The sequence below is a fragment of the Streptomyces flavovariabilis genome, assembly GCF_000725785.1.
Lineage (GTDB): Bacteria > Actinomycetota > Actinomycetes > Streptomycetales > Streptomycetaceae > Streptomyces > Streptomyces hawaiiensis.
The window spans coordinates 293,441-311,351 of the sequence record NZ_JNXD01000006.1 but is presented as its reverse complement, the minus strand read 5'-3'; the positions used below and the strand labels follow the sequence as shown (position 1 = coordinate 311,351).

The following is a 17,911-nucleotide window of genomic DNA, read 5'->3' as shown; positions in this document are numbered from 1 at the left end:
CTGTAACGTTGTGTGATCACTCGGATGGTGCTGGCGTACGCGATCTGGAGCAGGACCGGGGCTGCGGGGCGGTCTGCGAGCACCGCCTGCCTGCCGGCAACAGCCCAACGCACGTACCCTTGTGCGTTCCGGCCACGATCCGGTGATCATGCAGCAGCCTGGCTGCCCAGCCTTGGGAACCGCACGGTCCGCAGCCCAGCGTCGCGGTCCCAGCGATCGATGGACACTTACCGGAAAGACTCACTGTGGACGGTCGGAGTGGTAGGACGCGCCGGTCCACTCGGTGAAACTGCGCGACGGCGAGCTGACGGGGAAGCCGGGCGCCCGCATCAAATCCGCCCTGAGTCTTCCGGAGGCACCAACGGCCAATGCGCAGACCGCCGTTCCAGCGCCCCCTACGGCAACTCCACTGCCAGCAATTCTCCGCCATGGCCCGAGCCTCCCGAACCACTTGGAGTCGCCCTCTACCTCATTCGCGACAAGCTTCTGAACGATCCCTCGAAAACAAATCCAGAACCCGTTCCCCGCCGGCCTCCTCGGACCACAGCACCCGCGTCGACGCGCACGTCGCCAGCGCTGCCCCCGGGATCAGGTCTCCCACCAGCCGCAGCCGCCGCGAATGCCAGTCGGCCTCCTCTACCGCTCCCGCTTCACCTGCAATGCCGGCAGGCCGACGCTGCTGATGGCTGTGATCGCGAGGTGCTCCCGCGTCAGCTGATCCACCAACTGCCGTGCCTGCTCAGCAACATGTCGGCGCCTGCTGCCCCGGCTTCATGTGAACGGACTGAGTCTGCTCCATGCGCCGCCATGGGTCAGCCGGCCCACGCCCCTGCCGATCACCCGGTCACTGATCGCCTACGACCACTGACCGGAGATCGGACTTACTCGTCCAGACCGGAAGAGCACGGAGATGACGGCCCCGGCGGACAGCAGGCTCCACCGCATACGACGCGCTGCTCACCAGGCTCTGCCGACCGCTCGGCTCGGCGCCTGGTCCGGCTGATGAACCGTCAGTCGGAGATGCGGCGTGCCCTCCGGATCAGAATCGCCTCGCCCACGAGCGTGAGGAGCAACAGCACAAGGCAGCATCCGAAACCGAGCAGCCCGGCCGCGACCAGGTAGAGCGAACCCGGGTCCGTGCACGCCCAGCTGGACGAGCAGTTGACGGCCCGCGGGTCCGCCGGCGGCCCCATGGCGTGCCAGCCGATGACGACGCCGAGCACGGAGACGACGGCCGCGGCGGACAGCAGGACCCACCGGACCCGTCGGGCTCCCCACCACGACAGGATCCATCCCACGACGATCACCGCCGGCAGGATGAACACGAAACCGGGGACTATGTCCACTGTGAATCGCTCCGCGACATCGAGGTCAGGCCGGTCTGCCGCTGGGTGATGTGGTTGCCCATGTCCATCAGCCCTACGGTCGGGTGCTTGACGGTCGGCAGGTCACGCGAAGGCTTCCGAGTCTTCACCTCCAGTCCGAGGTCCAGCCGGTCGCCGGACTTGAGCTTCACGCGCGTGGTCCAGCGGGTCTCGAACAGCGACGCGGTCCGGGTGTCCGAGAGGAGCCGCACCCCCGCGTCGTGCGCCTTGTCGTTGAGCCGTGCGCTGACGATCCTGACGTCGGAGACGACCTGGGGGTCCAGCGCGACGGAGAAGGACGCGGCCACGGGGGCGGCGCCCGGTCCGACGCCGTTCAGCGTGATCCGCGCCGGGTAGTAGTACCACCGTTTGCCGTTCGCCCACTCGTAACGGTTCCACACGCCGCTGACCTCCAGGCCCCACGGCGTGGCGACTCCGCCGAAGGCGTGCGGACGTCCGGGCTGGAGGCTCCGCCGGTCAGTCGGCCGCACGTTCTTGTGGTGCACGGCCGCGGTGGCACCGGCGGGCCCGGCGACCAGGTCGTACGGGTAGAGCACGGGGAACACGGTCCCCACGACGACCACCGGGTCGCTGCCGGCGGGGAGGGCCTCGGTCAAGGTGACCGTGCAGGCGGTGACCGAGGTCTTGGAGTCGGTCGTGATGGTGCTCGTGGCGCGCAGCCGGCGGTCGCCCACGGTGGCGACGGCCGCGGGCAGCGGGGAGTACAGCCGGGGATCGTAGCTGATGGCCACCTGGGTCCCGGCCGGCAGATCCGTGCCCGCGTGCTTGACCTGCACGGCCAGCTGTCTGGGGAACGCGGCCGGTCGGACACCGACACCCGGCAGGACCGCGACCGGGCTCGCGCCGACCGGGACCAGCTCCACGCCGGCGGCCGCGGTGTCGGCCCACGCCGGGCCCAGACCGGCAACGGTGACCGCGCCGACGCCCAGCGTCAGACCTCCGAGTACCAGGACCTGCCGACGGCTGACCTTCGGGTCGAACATGTCACATCCTCGCTTCGTCATGAGCAGTACTGGATGAGGGCGTCTTTGAAGGCGTTCGCCACACCGGACAGCGCGGCGTCGGACATGGACCCAGGAGTCGGGCAGGACGCCGATTTGGTCGTCTTGACCCAGAAGGCGTCCCGGATGGCGGCCATCTCCGGGTCGGCGGCGTCGCTGGTCATGGCGCTCATGGCGGCGGCCGCCACCGTCGCGGGCGAGCTGCCGAAACGGATCGAGTAGAACGTCGCCCGCCGGGCCACGGCCGCGCTGGACGACGCGTAGCCGGCCTTGAACCCCGTCGACAGTGGCTGGCTGGAGCCCTGCTTGACGGGATAGCCCAGAACATAGGCGTCCGCGTCGGCGAGGAGGTCGTTGAGCGAGAAGTACGTGCTGTCGCCCTTGCCGCCGATCTGACCCGCGGCGTAGGTGTATGCCTGGTCGTCGGAGAGCCCGCTCAGGTAGAACTGCGCCAGCACGCTGACGAGATCGCCGCCCCAACTCCCGAAGTCCGTCAGGTTGGACGACGTGAGGTCGCCCGGGATCCCGCTGGTGATGACGGCGCCGCAGGACGCGCCGAAGTGGTCCACGTCGGAGTCCCACAGCAGGCCGGGGTCGCGCAGCGGGCCCGCGTACGGCTCGTCGGGATAGCTGTTCACGAAATCGATGAAGCCCTGGTCCAGCTCACCGAAGACCGTGTCGGAACCCGTGAACACGTACTGTGACGTCCGGGCCCGGAGGTACTGCGCGACCAGCTCCTGCGCGGACCGGTCGGTGTGCCCCTGGTCGATCCACTGGCCGGCCCTGGCCTCCACCCAGATCAGGTACGTGTAGAAGGCGTCGTTGGGATCGCGTGGCCGGGTCACGCTGTCGATGCCCGGATCCATGCCGGAGGCGATGTCGTTGTCGATCTCCACCGCGCCGCTGGTGCCGGCGGCCAGCGTGAAGTCCTTGATCTGATCGAAGGCCCAGTTGTCCGGGAGCGGATAGCCGAGGTTGCCGCTGTAGCCGGTCGACATGCCGCTGACGAAGCTTCTGGTGGTGAGGCCCGCGGCCGCGAGGCGGATGCAGGTGTTGCGGCATCCGTACACACCGATCGCGTACTGGCTGCCCATCGCGGCCATGCCGTTGTTGACGCCCTGAAAGTGCGGGATGATCGCGCTCGTGATGTCGTCGTCGGTCGCGTCGAAATCGACCGAGAAATAGATGACGGTGCCGTAAGGGACGCCGAAGGAGGTCGCTGCTTCGGCCGCGTCGTTTCCGGCTGCGACACCTTGCGGGTAACTGAAGTCGATGAGCGCGTTTCCCTCGTCCTGATAGATCGGGAAGAGGGAAAGGCCGTTGTCGAAGATGAGCGCGATCTCGGAGTTGGTCAGAACCTTGTTCGTGCCGCCTATGAGGTATCGGCCTACCGTCGTGTACCCGTTGCTCTTCACCGTCTGGATCGTCGTCGCGTTCAGCGGATACATGCAGTCGAACGCGGTGCCCTTGCGGTCCGGGTCCCCGGTCGAGACCAGCAGTGACATCCAGGTCCCGTAATCGGCTGCGCCTGTGGCGTCGAGCGAACAGAACTTCTGGAAGGCCGTCACCGTGGCCGCCAGATCGGAGGTGAACGTCCCGCCGCCGTCCCCCCAGTGGTTGTCGTAGTTGTTGCACGCGACCGCGCACTGGAACAACCGGACCCATCCGGCGTCCCCGGAGTCCTGCGAGCCGCTGGACACGTACGCGGTCGTCTTGAGCGCACCTTCGGTGGTCGGGCCGAGCGAGCCTGTGACCTGGCTGTCCGTCAGGCCCATCTGGTACTGGATCGCCAGGACCAGGGCCTGCTGGACATTGCGGGAAAAGTGGCCGTCGCACGGTCCGATGAAGAACTGGCCCTTCCCGTAGTAGGCATCGTTGAGCCAGCGCTGGCAGGTCTGGATCATGCTGGAGCCGCCGGACGTGAGCACGTACGCGTCCATGGTCAGCAGTGCCTTGAAGACCTTCGGCTCCACGTCGTAGATCTGGGAGCCGGGCACCTCCGGACCTGGCAGGCCCATGTCCGCCACCAGCGCGGTCAGGCCGGCGCCGGTGGACACGTTGAAGCCGCCGTCGATGTCGCCGCCGCTGTAGCCCTTGCAGTAGAGGGCCGCCTCCGCGATGGTCCGCATGTTGATGTTGCCGGAGTCCCGCCCGACCGGGCCGTAGGCGTTCAGATCGGCCCATGTCGTCGGCCCGAAGTTGTCGGACAGCGTGGCGATGCCCAGCTCGTGCTGGAGAGCCCGCGTGAGGCAGTAGATCGTCTCCCAGCCCGTCATTCCGTTCTCTGTGCACGGGTTGTACCCAGATACGCCTGTGTATGTTGCATTGACCCATTGCTGTGCTTTGAGAACCATCTGATCCATAGGGTGGTCCTTCTCCATGCCGGTGAGCCGATGCGCATGAAGATGGCAGCTCGTCCCATCGCCGGGCCATCGCCGGGCCATCGCCAGGGGGTGCCTGAATTTACTGACTTTGCCAGAAGGGGGCGGGTGTCAAGACAGTTCCAAAGAGTCCCCAAAAGTCACACCCGGACGCAAAAGAGAATCCCGTGTCGCATACACTTTCGAAGGCGTGGGCGTGGGACTCTTCGGCATTTGGCGCCCCTTTTGGCCCCGTCCCCCTGTCGAAAGGATGGCCGATGCCCGACTTCGGGATTCTCGGGCAGCCCCGTGCCGAGCCTCTCCGGTCCGGTATCGGCGTGAACCGCAGGCGCGAGTGGGTCATTCTTTCCGCTCTGATGACGCGACCGAACGCATTCATTTCCACGAATACGCTCATCGACGCGCTGTGGGACGACGATCCCCCGCGGACGGCACGTGAGCAGGTGATGAACTGCCTCGGCTCCATTCGGCGCGCGATCGCCTCCTCGTGCACCGAAGAGGTGTCCCTCGACCGGGTTCGGGACGGATACGTGTTCGGCATCGAGGTCGACCGGATCGACCACGTCGTGTTCTCCCGGCTCTGCGCCGAGGCGGAGTCGGCGAAGGCGCTCGGCCGGACGGAGGCGAGCATCGGACTGTACGAACGCGCGCTGGCGTTGTGGCGCGGTGGCGTCTACGACGGGCTCGACGTGCCGGGCTTCGCCTCATACGCGGCGGCACTGGAGGAGCAGCGGACGATCGCGGCCGAGGAGTACTTCGCCCTGTCGATCGCGGCGGGCAACGGCAGTGGAGTGATCCCGCGTCTGCTCCGGCACGTCGGGGAGCATCCGCTCCGGGAGCGCGGGGTCGCCCTTCTGATGTCGGCGCTGCACGACGAGGGGCGCACCCATGACGCTCACGCGGTGTACGCGCGTCTGGTCCGCCGGCTCGGCGAGGGACTCGCGGTCGGCCCGGGCCGCGAGGTCCGCCGAACCCTGGACGCGATCCTCGACGGCGCGAGTCCGGCTCCCGGGACCAGGGTCGACGCGCTCTCGGACACCGGGATGGGCGCGCGGTCCTGAGCCGGCGGCGCGAGTGGGAATTCCAGCGTGGAGACGGCGATCAGTGACCTGGTGACGGGTGCGCCGATGGCGCCGTTGTGCCAGATTGCGCAGGTCTTCGCCAGGTCCGCTGGACCACACGGACGCCGGCGCCTTCGATGCTGCGGCTTCCGTGCTGTTCGAGGTCGAGCTGGACCTTGAGGGTGATGAGCTGCTCGTCACGCAAGCGGCGGGCCGACTTCGGCCGCTTCTTGCGCGCGTGGTACGCCGACTCGGACACGCCCAGCACCCGGCAGGCGAACTCGACCCCGAGGTCCTTGTTTCCCTGAGGCGCTCGATCACCTGGTGGGCCTCGTCCGGGTAGGTCGAGTTCCGCCGCAAAAAACGCGCTCGCGGCCTTCCGGATCTCGTTCGCCCGCCTCGATCCAGCGTTCTCCCGGCGGAGTTGCCTCAGCTCTACCTCGGCGGTCGTCGCCGGTCGTCGCGTTCGCCGGTGTCCGCCTCGGCCTGGCGGACCCAGCGGCGCAGGGCCTCCTTGTGGAGGCCCAGATCCTTCGCGACATGCGCGATCGGGCGGAGAAGGCGTACAGCTGTTGCGCTCGGCAATCCGGCCGGGTCCTGCAGTCCTGACGCGGCTGCGCCGGCGCCGGCACCATCTCACCCCGGACGAGGAGCTGGTCCACGCGGGCCATGGGCGTCCGGTACGCCACGGCGCTGGAAGCCACGACGCGATTCTGTGACCTGTACCGGGAGGCGGCGGAGTCTGCTCCGGCAGCCCTCGCCGAGGCGACCGGCGGCGACGGCATGCCCCGTCCGCCCGTGCCCGAGCCGGCCGAGGGGGACGTCTCGCCGCTGAGGACCTTCACGGAGGCGTTAGGTCGCTCCCGGGAGGCGAACAGGCGCCGACAGGGCGCTGGTTCCGGAAAATGTGCGGCCCAGGTTCGCTCTCACAGATAATCTTGCGGTTATCCGTTGACCGGGACCAAGGCGCCCGGATAGAAAGATCACGACCAGGATCGCGATCGCGAGTCCGGTCCATACAGCTCTGCCCGGGGGATTTCGCTTTGCCGCACACAGATGCACTTCGTCCTGCCCGCGTCCTCGTCGTCGAACCCGCCTCCTCCGGAGGCGCCACCCTGATCGGCGTCGCGACCGAGATGGGACTGCGGGTCGTCGTCGCCACCGCCGACTCCGGCGACCGCCGGCTCTCCGCCGCTGTGCGCGCGGCGGCCGACTCGGTGCTGACGGTGGAGACCAACGACCAGGCAGCCCTCGAAGCGGCCGTGCTCGAACTGCACCGGGCCGAGCCGTTCGAGGCGGTGCTGCCGGGCTCCGACATCTATGTGACGGCGACCGCGCGTGTCGCCGCGGCACTGGACCTGCCCGGCCTGCCCGTGGCGACCGTCGACCGGGTCCGGGACAAGAGCGTCATGCGAGCCGCCGTGGCCGAGGCCGGGCTGCGCACCCCGCGCTTCGCCCAGGCGACCACCGACGCCGAACTGCGCACTGCGGCCGAACAGGTCGGCTTCCCCTGCGTGCTGAAGCCGGTCGCCTGCTCCGGCAGCATCCACGTCAGCCGCGCCGACGACCTCGACCAGCTCACCGCCGCGTTCCAGCGGCTCGTGACCGACCCGGAGCCCGACATGGGCAAACTGCACGAGCACCGGGTGCTCGTCGAAGAGTACGTGCAGGGCCCCGAGTTCAGCGCCGACGGCTATGTCCTGGAGAGCGGCGAGGTCACCGTCGTCGCCCTCAGCCGCACGCTGCTCGGCCCCGAGCCCGACTTCGTGGAGCTGGGCCACCTCACGCCGGCGCTCGTCGACGACGCCACCCTGAAGAACGTCGAGGCGTACGTCGGCGACGTCGTCCGCGCCGTCGGCATCACCAGCGGCCCCTTCCACTGCGAACTGCGCCTGACCGCCGACGGCCCGGTGCTCATCGAGATCGGCGCCCGGCTGCCGGGCGACCGGATCGTGGAGCTGCTGCGGCTCGTGACCGGCGTCAGCCTGCCCAGGGTGGCCGTCGCGACCGCGCTCGGCGTCGGACTGGAGGCGGCCGGCGCCTTCGCGCGGCCGCAGGCCGAGAGCGCCGGCATCCGCTTCTTCTCCGCCGCGGGCCGCTCCTCGTACCGGGAACTCACCGGGTGGCCGGAGCTGGAAGCGCTGCCGGAAGTCACCGAGACCGCCGTGTACTTCGCACCGGGCGAGACCATCCCGGGCGTCGAGGACTGCCGCTCGCGCCTCGGCCACGCCCTGTTCACCGCCGACTCGCCGCAGGGCGCCCTGGACCGCTGGCAGGCGCTCGGCGACCTCGTCGTCCCGGCCTGACCGGGCGGTTCCCACCATGAACGCACACATACTCGACTACGCGGCCGTCGGCATCGGCCCCGCGAACATGAGCCTCGCCGCGCTCGCGCATCCGGTCGAAGGGCTGCGCGGCGCCCACTTGGAACGCCGTGAGAGTTTCTCCTGGCACCCCGGACTGCTGCTGCCCGAGGCCACCCTCCAGGTCTCGCTGCTCAAGGACCTGGTGACGCTGGTCGATCCGACCAGTCCCTTCTCGTTCCTGTCGTTCCTGGCGAGTGAGGGCCGGCTCTACCGGTTCCTGGCCGCGGACTTCCCGGCCGTCCTGCGCGCCGAGTTCAACCAGTACCTCCAGTGGGTCGCCGGGCGGCTGCCGAGCCTGACGTTCGGGGCGGACGTACACAGCGTGGACTTCCACGACGGGGCCTTCCGCCTCCGCACCGGCGAGCACGAGGTGACGGCACGTCATCTCGTGCTCGGCACTGGGCTCACCCCGTCCGTCCCCGAGCCGTTCCGTCGCTTACTCGGCCCCACCGTCTTCCACTCCGGGGAGTTCCTGCTGCGGGCCCCCGAGGTGGCCGGACGGCGGGTCGTCGTGGTCGGCGGCGGGCAGAGCGGCGCGGAGATCGTGCGCCACCTGGCGACCGGCGCGGACCCCGAGAGCATCACCTGGGTCAGCCGGCGCTCGTCGTTCCTGCCGATGGACGACTCGCCGTTCGCCAACGACCTCTACACGCCCGACTACGTACGCCGCTTCCACGCGCTGCCCGCCGACCACAAGGCCCGGCTCCTGGAGCGGCAGAAGTACACCAGCGACGGTATCGACCTCCAAGTCCTGCAGGACATCTACCGGTTGAGCTACCGCGACGAGTTCATCGAGAACAATCCCGGCAGGCTGCGCTTCCTGGCGGACTGCGCGGTCACCGCGATCGAGGGTGGCCCCGACGAATGGAAGCTCGTCGTCGAGTCCTCGGGCCCGGGCTCCGCACCCGCTGTGCTCGCGGCCGACATCGTGATCCTGAGCACCGGATACGCGTACGCGCTGCCGGACTTCATGGCTCCGCTGGACGCGCGGCTGCGGCGGAACGGCGGGATGCTCGTCGTCGGCGACGACTTCTCGGTCGCATGGGACGGGCCTGCGGAGAACCGGATCTACCTCCAGAACGGCGCCCGGCACTCCTGGGGCGTCGCCGATCCCAACCTCAGCCTGCTCGCCTGGCGCAGCGCGGTCATCCTCAACAGCATGCTCGGTGAAACGAGGTATCCGGTATGACCGCTCGTCAGGTCCCGCAGTTCCAGGCCGAGGCGGTCGGCGTCCTGGTCCCCTTCGGTCCGACCGAGGTGGAACCCGACGGAGTGACCGTCGCCGAGGCGGACTTCGCCCGTTCGGTCTTCTCCCGCGTGCCGTTCAAGGCGGCCCGCTTCACCGTGCCGCCGGGCGGGACCAGCTCGCCCGACCAGCACGCGGTCCAGGAGATCTGGGTGGTCCACGCCGGATCCGGCACCCTGGAGGTGGACGGTGAACGGTCGCTCGTCGGGCCCGGCTCCCTGGTGGGCTTCGCCTCGCAGGCCGTCCACGAGATCTTCGCCGACCAGGGCGAGGAACTGGTGATCTACTCCTTCTGGTGGTCGGCGCCCGATGAGTGAGCGCACCACCAGGACCGGTGAGGCGCCCCACTACGACCTCGCCGTCGTCGGCGCGGGCGCGGTCGGCGCCATCGCCGCGTACTACGCCGTGCGCCGGGACCCGGGCCGCCGCGTCGCCGTGATCACGCACGCCGGACGGGGGACGGGCGCGACCCGTCTCTCGGCCGGGTTCGACACGCCCACGGGGCACAACCCGGCCCAGCGCGCCCTGGCCGCCCGCAGCACCGCGCTCTTCGACGAGCTCGCCGCCGGACTCGGCGACGCCGGACGCGCGCCGGTCGACGTCCGCTGGCTGGTGACGCGCGAGAACACGGCCGCCCTCGACGCGACCATGGCCGACGGCGGCCGCACCCGCCCGGTCACCGGGGAGCAGCGGGCCCTGCTCGACCGGACCTTCCCCGGGCTCGCCCACGACGACGAGCAAGTCCTTCTGGCCACTGCCCCCATGACGGCGGGCCAGCCCCAATGGCTCACCGACCGGCTTCTGGACGAGGTCCTCGGCCGCCCGGACAACACCCTCCTGGAGGGCTTCCGGGTCACCGAAGTACGCCGTACGGGCGGGCGTGTCGAACTGGTCGCCGCCGACGGCGGCCGGATCACCGCCTCCAAGGCGGTCCTCGCACCCGGCCCCTGGGTCCTCGACGGCCCGGTGGCGGCGGCGGCCCGCGAGCGCGGGGCCCGGGTCAAGAAGGTGGTGGCGTTCCACATCATGACGCCGCCCCCGCCGGGCGCCCCGGCACTCGTCCTGGAGGACGCCGACGCCTTCCTGCTGCCCCACCACCCCGGCGGCCACTGGATCTTCAGCATCACCTCACCCGACTGGGACCGCGGCCCCGACGAACCGCTCGCCATCGATGCCCGCGACCGGCAACTCGCCCGGGCCCTGCTCGCCCGGCACGTACCGGGATTCCTGCCGCACCTGCTCGGCGGCCGGGTCTTCAGCGACTGCTTCACCCCCGGCCATCTGCCGGTCGTGGACACGGTCGGCGGTGACGACGTGGTCATGGCCATCGGCGGCTCCGGCTCCGGTTACCGACTCTCCCCGGCCATGGCCGAGGACGCACTGAACCTGCTCGACGGGAGACCGCGAACATGAGCCTGCTGACCGGGGACACGCACACCCCCCGGCACTACCTCCTGGTGCCGCCCGAGGCCACTCCCAACGGCCCCCTGCACCTCGGCCACGTCGGCGGCCCCTTCCTGTGGTCGGACATGATCGCGCGGCATCTGCGGGTCCGCGGCGACCTGCCGTTGGTGATCACCGGCAGTGACGTGTACGAGTCGTACGTGGCGCTCAAGGCGCACGCCGAGGACTCCACGCCCGGCGAGGTCGCCGCCCGCTACGGACAGCGCATCCAGGACGACTTGGCCGCCCTGCGCATCGGCGTCGACGCGTTCATCGTCCCCGATCAGCAGCCCTGGCGAGAGCAGTTCGAGCAGGAGGTCGCCGCCTCGATGGAGCGGCTGACGGCCCGGGGCGCGGTGGTGACGCGCACCGAGTGCGTGCCCTATTGCGCGGCGTCGGACCGCTGGGTGGTGGGCGGCTGGCTCCAGGGCCGCTGCCCCGAGTGCGGTGCGGGCATCGCCAGCTACTTCTGCGAGGAGTGCAGCGCGCACTTCCTGCCCGAGTCGGTCGTCGAGCCGCGCCCCCTGCTCGACGAGGGGCCGCTGACCTGGCGGGAGATCTCCAGCCTCTTCCTGCGGCTGCCGGACCGCGATCTCCTGGACACCACGCTCGTGGACCTGGGCGTCGCCGACCGCTACCGGGCGACCGTGGCGCGCTTCCTGGAGCGCGACGGCCTGACCGTACGGCTGAGCGCACCGCAGACGTGGGGACTTCCGCTGCCCGCGCCGGAGCCGGACGTGCCGCGCGCCCTCTTCCCGTACGCCGGGATCTTCATGTTCGCCCGCCTCGCCGGCGCTGTCCACGGCCGGCTCTCCGGCACCGGCGTGAACGCCTTCGATCCGGACTCCGGGGTCACCACCATCACCACCCTGGGGGTCGACAACGTGATCCCCACCCTGGTCTCGATCGTCGGCACCAGCCTGCTGCACGGCGACATGAAGCCGTACGACCGCTGCCTGATCAACAACTTCTACCGGCTGGCCGGGCGGAAGTTCTCCACCAGCGCCCGGCACGCCATCTGGGCGGCGGACATCGCCGCGTCGCCCGCCATCGGCGTGGACACCGTCCGGTATTACCTCGCCGGGGCCGATCTGGAGTCCGGGGCGGCGAGCTTCGAGACGGCGGACTTCCTTCGGACCGCGAACGCCACGCTCGCCGACGGCCTCGGCAAGCAGATCGACGCCGCCTGGAGCCGGCTGCCCGGGGGGACGCCGCAGGCGCCCGCCCCGGCCGTCGCCGACCTCCTGGAATCCCTGCTCGCCGAGCAGTCAGCGGCGCTCGACGGCACCCGTGTCTCGACGCGGCGCGCGGTCGCGGCGCTCGACCGCTGGTGCGCCGACGACGCGGTCGCCCACGCGGCCGAGGACGGCGCCTACTGGTGGCTCAAGGGCCTGTCCCTGCTCGCGTTCCCGGTCATGCCGGACCTCGCCGAGCTCGTCTGGCAGCGCCTCGGCGGCGCCGGAGAGCCTCGCGCGGCGGCCTTCCTCGCCAGGACCCCGGCCCACCGGGACCGGCCCGCGCCAGGCTTCGGCCGGGTGAGCGCCGCAGATCTGGACGCCTGCCTGCCCGACACCCTGCGACCGGGAGCGGACGCGTGACCGACCGGACCACCCCGCTGTACGTCGTCCTCAACCGCTCCGGTGACGAGTTCGGCGAGTACCACCGTTTCCTCGACGGCCACCCCTGCCGGACGGTGTACCTCACCACGCCCGGCGGGCTGCCCGCGCTCGACCAGGACGGGGCGAGAGAGGTCCATGTGCGCGACAGCCTCGCCCACGACGATCTGCTGCCCCTCGTACGGGAGATCGCGGACCGGCACGGCACGCCCGAGGCCGTCTTCGGCCAGTCCGAGTACGACATCCTGACGGCCGCCCGGCTCTCGGCCGCACTCGGCGTCCCCGGCGGCTACGGTCTCGACCTCGTCGAGCGGTTCAAGGACAAGCCCGCCATGAAGAGCGCGGTGGGCGCGGCCGGACTGCGGGTTCCCCGGTTCCTGCGCCTCGACGACGCCCCCTCGGCACAGGCGGTCGTCGACGCCCTCGGCGGTCTGCCCCTGGTCCTCAAGCCGCGCGCCGCGGCGGGCTCCCAGGGAGTCACGGTCGTCCGCAGCGCCGACGAACTGCGCGACGCGCTGGGGGGCGTCGACCCCGAGGCATACGAGTGCGAGGAGTACGTCGAGGGGGACATCTTCCACGTCGACGGTGTCCGCCGCTCCGGCCGCCTCCACTTCGTCACCGCTTCCCAGTACGTCCACACCTGCCTGGACTACGCACACGGCCGCCCGCTCGGCTCGGTCCTGCTCGACCCGGGCCCCGAGCGCGACGAGCTCACCACGTTCGCCGACCGCTGTCTGCGGGCGCTGGGGCTGCGCGACGGCGCGTTCCACCTGGAGGCGATCCGGCGTCCGGGGGGCGAGCTGGTGTTCCTGGAGGTCGGGCTGCGGCCGGGCGGCGCGCAGGTGCCGTTCCTGCACGTCGACCTCTACGGCATCGACCTGTTCGCCGAGGCGTTCCGGGCGGCCCTGGGCCTGCCCCCGCTGTGGCAGCCGTCCGAACCGGCCGGGCCCCGGGCCGGTGGCTGGCTCATCTACCCCGCTCCGCGCGAGCTGCCCGGACGGGTCGTCGCGCGCACCTCGCCCAGGTCGGCCGTCCCCGAGGTCTACCACGAGGAACTGCCCGCGATCGGCCAGATCATGACCGGGCCCGGCAGCTATGACGAGGGCTGCGGGATCTTCCGGTTCCGGGGGCGGAGCGCCGCCGCGGTGCACGCCGCCGTGCACACCGCGATGGAGGTGTACGGGCTGCGGACCGAGCGGGCCGAGGGAGCTGAGCCGCATGGCTGAGGCGCGCCGGTACGCCGGTACGCTGCGCGCGTGGTTCCGGGAGACCCTTCCGGCCGCCGGTAACGCCCGCAGACTCGGCGTCCTCACGCTCATCCAGTCCCTGGGGCTCGGGGTGTTCCTTACCTCCAGCGCCGTGTTCTTCACCCGGACCATCGGCATCCCCGCCCAGCGCGTGGGCCTCGCCCTGTCGGTCGCCGGGCTCTGCGGTCTGGTCTGCACCGTGCCCATCGGCCGGCTCGCGGACCGGCTCGGCGCGGGCCGGGTGCTCACCGTCAACTTCCTGCTCGCGGCCGTCGGCTTCACCGCGTACTGCCTGGTGGACGGCTTCGCCTCGTTCCTCGCGGTCGCCTGTGCCATCGCGGTCCTGGAGACCTCGGCGGGCGCGCTCCAGGCGTCGCTCACCGACGCGCTGGTGGGCGAGGCGGAGCGGGTCAGGGTGAGCGCGCAGATGCGCAGCCTGTTCAACCTGGGCTTCCTGGGCGGCGCCGCGCTGGCCGGAGCCGCCATCGCGGCCGGCACCTCGACCGCCCTGTACGCCACGGTCCTCGCCAACGCCGCCCTGCAGTTGGTCTCCGTCGCCGTGCTGCTCGGGATGCGGCTGCCCGCGGGCGCCGGGCCCCGGGCCCCCGCCGCCGAGGCGCCGGGCGGGGTGCTGCGCAGCGCCGCGCTGCGGGACGTGCGCTATGTGGCGGTCGCGCTGGTGTGCGGCGCTCTGGAGCTGTACCACCCGCTGCTGACGGTCGGTCTGCCGCTGTGGATCGTCACCGGCACCGACGCGCCCGCGCTGCTGGTGTCGGGGCTGCTGATCCTGGACACCGTCCTGGTGCTGTTGTTCCAGGTCGCGGTCAGCAAGGGCGCGCGTACCCCGGCGGGAGCGGCACGTATGCTGCGCTGGGCGGGGTGGGCGCTGGGGGCGTCCTGCCTGGTCTTCGCGGTGAGCGGGGGGCACGGCGCGCTCCTGGACAGTGCGGCCCTGCTGGGCGGTGCGCTGGTGCTCGTCCTCGGCGAGCTGTACCAGGCGTCGGCGAGCTGGGGCCTGTCCTTCGGGCTCGCCCCGGCGGGCCGGCAGGGGGAGTACCAGGCGGTGTTCTCCCTGGGGCGCGGGTTCCAGCAGTTCGCCGGGCCGTGGCTGATGACCTCCCTGGTCGTCGGCGCGGCGGGGACCGGCTGGCTGGTCCTCGCGGCGCTCTTCGCCCTGCTCGGGCTCGCCGCGCCGCCGTTGGTGCGCGGCCTGGAGAAGGCCCGCGCGCGGACGGAGCCGGCGCCGGCCTGAGCGAACCCGGCCGGCGCCCGTCCGGACCACATGTGTCACACCCGTCCGACCGAGACAAGTAAGCGAGCACCATGACCGTACAGCGACGGCACGACCCGGACGAGCGCGGCTTCGCCAGCGACAACTACGCGGGCGTGCACCCCGAGATCCTTGCGGCGATCGCCCTGGCCAACGGCGGCCACCAGGTCAGCTACGGCGCCGACGTCTACACCGAGCGCCTCCAGGAAGTGGTGCGCGGCCACTTCGGCCCCACCGCGCACACGTACCCGGTCTTCAACGGCACCGGCGCGAACGTGGTCGCGCTGCAGACCATGCTCGACCGCTGGGACGCCGTGGTCTGCGCCGAATCGGCCCACATCAACGTCGACGAGGGCGGGGCGCCCGAGAAGGTCGCCGGGATCAAGCTCCTGACGGTGCCCGCATGGGACGGCAAGCTCACCCCTGAGCTGATCGACCGTCAGGCATGGGGCTTCGAGGACGAGCACCGGGCCCGGCCCAAGGTCGTCTCGATCGCCCAGTCCACCGAACTCGGCACCTGCTACACGCCGGACGAGATCCGTGCGATCTGCGACCACGCACACGGGCTCGGCATGCTCGTCTACCTGGACGGCGCCCGGCTCGCCAATGCCGCCGCCACCCTCGACGTGTCCCTGCGCGAGATGACCACCGACGCCGGCGTGGACGTCCTCTCGCTCGGCGGCACCAAGAACGGGCTGCTCTTCGGCGAGGCGGTGATCGTGCTCAACGAGGACGCGGTGCGCGGCATGGCTCACCTGCGCAAGACGAGCATGCAGCTGGGCTCCAAGATGCGTTTCATGTCGGTGCAGTTCGAGGCGCTGCTGGGCGGCGACCTCTGGCTGCGCTCGGCGGCCCGCTCCAACGCGATGACCCAGCGGCTGTACGAGGCGGTGCGCGAACTGCCGGGCCTGGAGATCCCCCGTCCGGTTCAGGCCAACCAGATCTTCGCCGTCCTGCCGCCGGCCGTCACCGAGCGTCTCCAGAAGCGTTTCCGCTTCTACACCTGGGACGAGCAGGCCGGCGAGGTCCGCTGGATGACCTCCTTCGACACCACCGAGGGCGACGTGGACGCGTTCGCGGCGGCGATCGCGGAGGAGCTGGCGGCGGAGCGAGACCAAGGGCCGGCGGGCGCACTGACCACGGCCGAGCGCGAGGAACTGGTGCAACTGCGCCGTAGGGTCCGCGAAATGGAAGAGACGATCGAAGTGCTGGGGAAAGAGCCTGCCTTCTCCGCGAACCGCAAGACGAAGTAGCCGGCGGCGGAAGCCCGGGAGGTCAGGCAAGCCCCCTGGCCCTTGGGCCCCCCGGCAGGAGAAGCACGAAGAGGTCGTCCAGTTCGAGGTCCCACTGCTCGGCAGCATGCTCGTACCGTGATCATCCTGCCTTGGCCCCCGCTCTGCGGGACATCGACGAGCGGGAAGGGCGGTGGGTGTGGAGGACGAGCAGCGCCAGGGCACCGGTCGCCGCGGACCAGGTGAGGGAGAGCAGACCATGGGACCAGGCACTCTGGGGGGTGAGAGCTGAGCTCAGCGCCAGCTGGTTCACGCCGTACAGAGGGAGCGCGGACACGCCCGCCACATCCATGAGTGTGTTGAAGACGGGATTCTGCAGGCCGGTGTCGACCAGGCTGAGCATGATGATGAGGAAGAAGCCCTCCAACTCGCCGCGGACCAGAGAGCCGAGCAGAAGACCGATGCCGCCGTAAGCGAGTCCGGCACCCGCAAGGACCAGCGCCAGGGGGACCGCGTGGCGTACGGGCAGGGAGATCCACAGCAGAATCGTGGTGTAGAGGGCCAGCAGGGCCGCGGTGAGGGCGACAGCGGCGAGCTTCGCCAGCAGCATCGGCAGCCGGGGATAGCCGGCCAGGAGCAGACGGCGGTCCATCTGCCGGGACTGGAAGGTCTCGGTGAAGGCGATGAAGCCGGCGACCATGGTGATGGCGCCGAGCGCGCTGGCCACCTGGCCCGCCTGGCTGGCCGGGGCGGAGACGGGTGCGCTGATGGCGTCCAGCCAGATGCGCACGACTTCGTCGGACGTGCACAGGCGGGCCACAGCGATCCAGACGGGGATGAACGCGACCGCCAGAACCAGGGCCAGCCGGTTGCGCAGGTGACCCAGCAGAGTGCAGCGCAGCAGTTCGGTGAATGCCGTCCAGGAGAGCTTCATCGGTCGGTCTCCTCGAAGTGCAGACGCCCTTGGCGCAGATGAGCGATCGCGTCGAAGTGGTGCTGGTCGTGCAGCAGATGCGAGACCACGATGATCGACCGGCCCTGATCACGCAGGTCGGCGGCCAGGGTCCAGAACCGCTGATGGGTGTCCCAGTCGAAGCCCTGATAGGGCTCGTCCAGGACCAGCAGTTGCGGATCGTGCATGAGAGCGATCAGCAGGTTCAGCTTCTGCCGCGTTCCGCCACTGAGTTCGCCGACCTGCTGTCGCCGGCAGCCGGTCAGCGCCAGCAGCTCCATCAGCTCCCCGACGCGCTCCGGTGTCGGCAGCCGGTAGGCCATCTGGAACAACCGCAGATGCTGTCCGACGGTGAACGCATCGTTCAGCACGGCCCGTTGTGGGCAGTACCCCACGGTCCCGGCCCGTGTCACCGTCCCGCGGTCGGGTGCGAGGTGTCCTACGGCGATCTGCAGCAGAGTGCTTTTGCCCGCCCCGTTCTCGCCGACGACTCCCACCAGCGTCCCGGCAGGCACCTCAAGGTGGACGTCGCTCAGAACCTGCTTGCCGCCGTACCCCTTGCAGACTCCGCTGATCCGCAGCCGTGGCCGATGGCACGTCGTTACTGCCTGCACATGAGCCCCCCGAAAGATCGGAACAGCTGCAGCGAGCCGGCCCGGAGGAAAAGTCCGCCTTCACAAGCCAGGGCCGCGCAACCCCCTGCGAGGCGGC

15 protein-coding genes and 1 pseudogene are annotated in these 17,911 nt (G+C 70.4%); 9 read left to right on the top strand and 7 right to left on the bottom strand.

What is annotated here, in order from left to right; translation table 11 throughout:
- Positions 1–1,010: 1,010 nt before the first annotated feature.
- The 3 genes from IO24_RS0113610 to IO24_RS0113600 are packed head-to-tail and all read right to left on the bottom strand — an operon-like array spanning position 1,011 to position 4,662.
- Positions 1,011–1,346, bottom strand: a complete 336-nt coding sequence (locus tag IO24_RS0113610; protein WP_031135422.1) for a hypothetical protein — start codon at positions 1,344–1,346, stop codon at positions 1,011–1,013.
- Positions 1,337–2,389, bottom strand: coding sequence for a hypothetical protein (locus IO24_RS0113605; protein ID WP_167551608.1), 1,053 nt, complete (start codon positions 2,387–2,389; stop codon positions 1,337–1,339). Before IO24_RS0113605 ends, IO24_RS0113610 begins: the two co-directional genes overlap by 10 nt.
- The gene (locus IO24_RS0113600; protein WP_051905897.1) at positions 2,386–4,662 is read right to left on the bottom strand and encodes a glycoside hydrolase domain-containing protein; all 2,277 of its coding nucleotides are present in this window, start codon (positions 4,660–4,662) and stop codon (positions 2,386–2,388) included. Before IO24_RS0113600 ends, IO24_RS0113605 begins: the two co-directional genes overlap by 4 nt.
- A 362-nt stretch (positions 4,663–5,024) precedes the next feature.
- On the opposite strand from IO24_RS0113600, the gene IO24_RS0113595 reads away from it, so the two are divergent.
- On the top strand, positions 5,025–5,828 hold the full coding sequence (locus IO24_RS0113595; protein ID WP_051905896.1) for an AfsR/SARP family transcriptional regulator: 804 nt from the start codon (positions 5,025–5,027) through the stop codon (positions 5,826–5,828).
- A 35-nt stretch (positions 5,829–5,863) separates the two neighbouring features.
- Here the strand turns inward: IO24_RS0113595 and IO24_RS47565 are convergent.
- Together IO24_RS47565 and IO24_RS47560 are read right to left on the bottom strand one after the other, a co-directional pair.
- Positions 5,864–6,048 (bottom strand): annotated as a pseudogene (locus IO24_RS47565) (IS982 family transposase); the annotation flags it as partial.
- A 215-nt stretch (positions 6,049–6,263) separates the two neighbouring features.
- On the bottom strand, positions 6,264–6,413 hold the full coding sequence (locus tag IO24_RS47560; protein WP_157851252.1) for a transposase: 150 nt from the start codon (positions 6,411–6,413) through the stop codon (positions 6,264–6,266).
- Positions 6,414–6,871: 458 nt separating this feature from the next.
- On the opposite strand from IO24_RS47560, the gene IO24_RS0113580 reads away from it, so the two are divergent.
- From IO24_RS0113580 to IO24_RS0113545, 8 genes are all read left to right on the top strand, one after another.
- Positions 6,872–8,134: an ATP-grasp domain-containing protein gene (locus IO24_RS0113580; protein WP_045296134.1), complete on the top strand. Its 1,263-nt coding sequence runs from the start codon at positions 6,872–6,874 to the stop codon at positions 8,132–8,134.
- 16 nt (positions 8,135–8,150) lie between these two features.
- Positions 8,151–9,383, top strand: a complete 1,233-nt coding sequence (locus IO24_RS0113575) for a lysine N(6)-hydroxylase/L-ornithine N(5)-oxygenase family protein (protein WP_031135404.1) — start codon at positions 8,151–8,153, stop codon at positions 9,381–9,383.
- Positions 9,380–9,757 (top strand): cupin domain-containing protein, encoded by a 378-nt coding sequence (locus IO24_RS42020; protein WP_051905895.1) that lies wholly within the window; start codon positions 9,380–9,382, stop codon positions 9,755–9,757. Before IO24_RS0113575 ends, IO24_RS42020 begins: the two co-directional genes overlap by 4 nt.
- Positions 9,750–10,853, top strand: coding sequence for an NAD(P)/FAD-dependent oxidoreductase (locus IO24_RS0113565; RefSeq protein WP_031135401.1), 1,104 nt, complete (start codon positions 9,750–9,752; stop codon positions 10,851–10,853). Before IO24_RS42020 ends, IO24_RS0113565 begins: the two co-directional genes overlap by 8 nt.
- Positions 10,850–12,481, top strand: coding sequence for a class I tRNA ligase family protein (locus IO24_RS40620; RefSeq protein WP_037667821.1), 1,632 nt, complete (start codon positions 10,850–10,852; stop codon positions 12,479–12,481). The genes IO24_RS0113565 and IO24_RS40620 overlap by 4 nt, the downstream gene beginning before the upstream one ends.
- On the top strand, positions 12,478–13,725 hold the full coding sequence (locus tag IO24_RS44350; RefSeq protein WP_051905894.1) for an ATP-grasp domain-containing protein: 1,248 nt from the start codon (positions 12,478–12,480) through the stop codon (positions 13,723–13,725). Before IO24_RS40620 ends, IO24_RS44350 begins: the two co-directional genes overlap by 4 nt.
- On the top strand, positions 13,718–14,998 hold the full coding sequence (locus IO24_RS0113550; RefSeq protein ID WP_045296132.1) for an MFS transporter: 1,281 nt from the start codon (positions 13,718–13,720) through the stop codon (positions 14,996–14,998). Before IO24_RS44350 ends, IO24_RS0113550 begins: the two co-directional genes overlap by 8 nt.
- A gap of 71 nt (positions 14,999–15,069) precedes the next feature.
- Positions 15,070–16,269, top strand: a complete 1,200-nt coding sequence (locus tag IO24_RS0113545; protein ID WP_031135395.1) for a threonine aldolase family protein — start codon at positions 15,070–15,072, stop codon at positions 16,267–16,269.
- A gap of 121 nt (positions 16,270–16,390) precedes the next feature.
- On the opposite strand, the gene IO24_RS0113540 is transcribed toward IO24_RS0113545, so the two are convergent.
- Both IO24_RS0113540 and IO24_RS0113535 read right to left on the bottom strand, forming a co-directional pair.
- Positions 16,391–17,182: a hypothetical protein gene (locus tag IO24_RS0113540; protein WP_037667820.1), complete on the bottom strand. Its 792-nt coding sequence runs from the start codon at positions 17,180–17,182 to the stop codon at positions 16,391–16,393.
- Positions 17,179–17,781: an ABC transporter ATP-binding protein gene (locus IO24_RS0113535; protein ID WP_045296152.1), complete on the bottom strand. Its 603-nt coding sequence runs from the start codon at positions 17,779–17,781 to the stop codon at positions 17,179–17,181. The genes IO24_RS0113540 and IO24_RS0113535 overlap by 4 nt, the downstream gene beginning before the upstream one ends.
- Positions 17,782–17,911 lie beyond the last annotated feature (130 nt).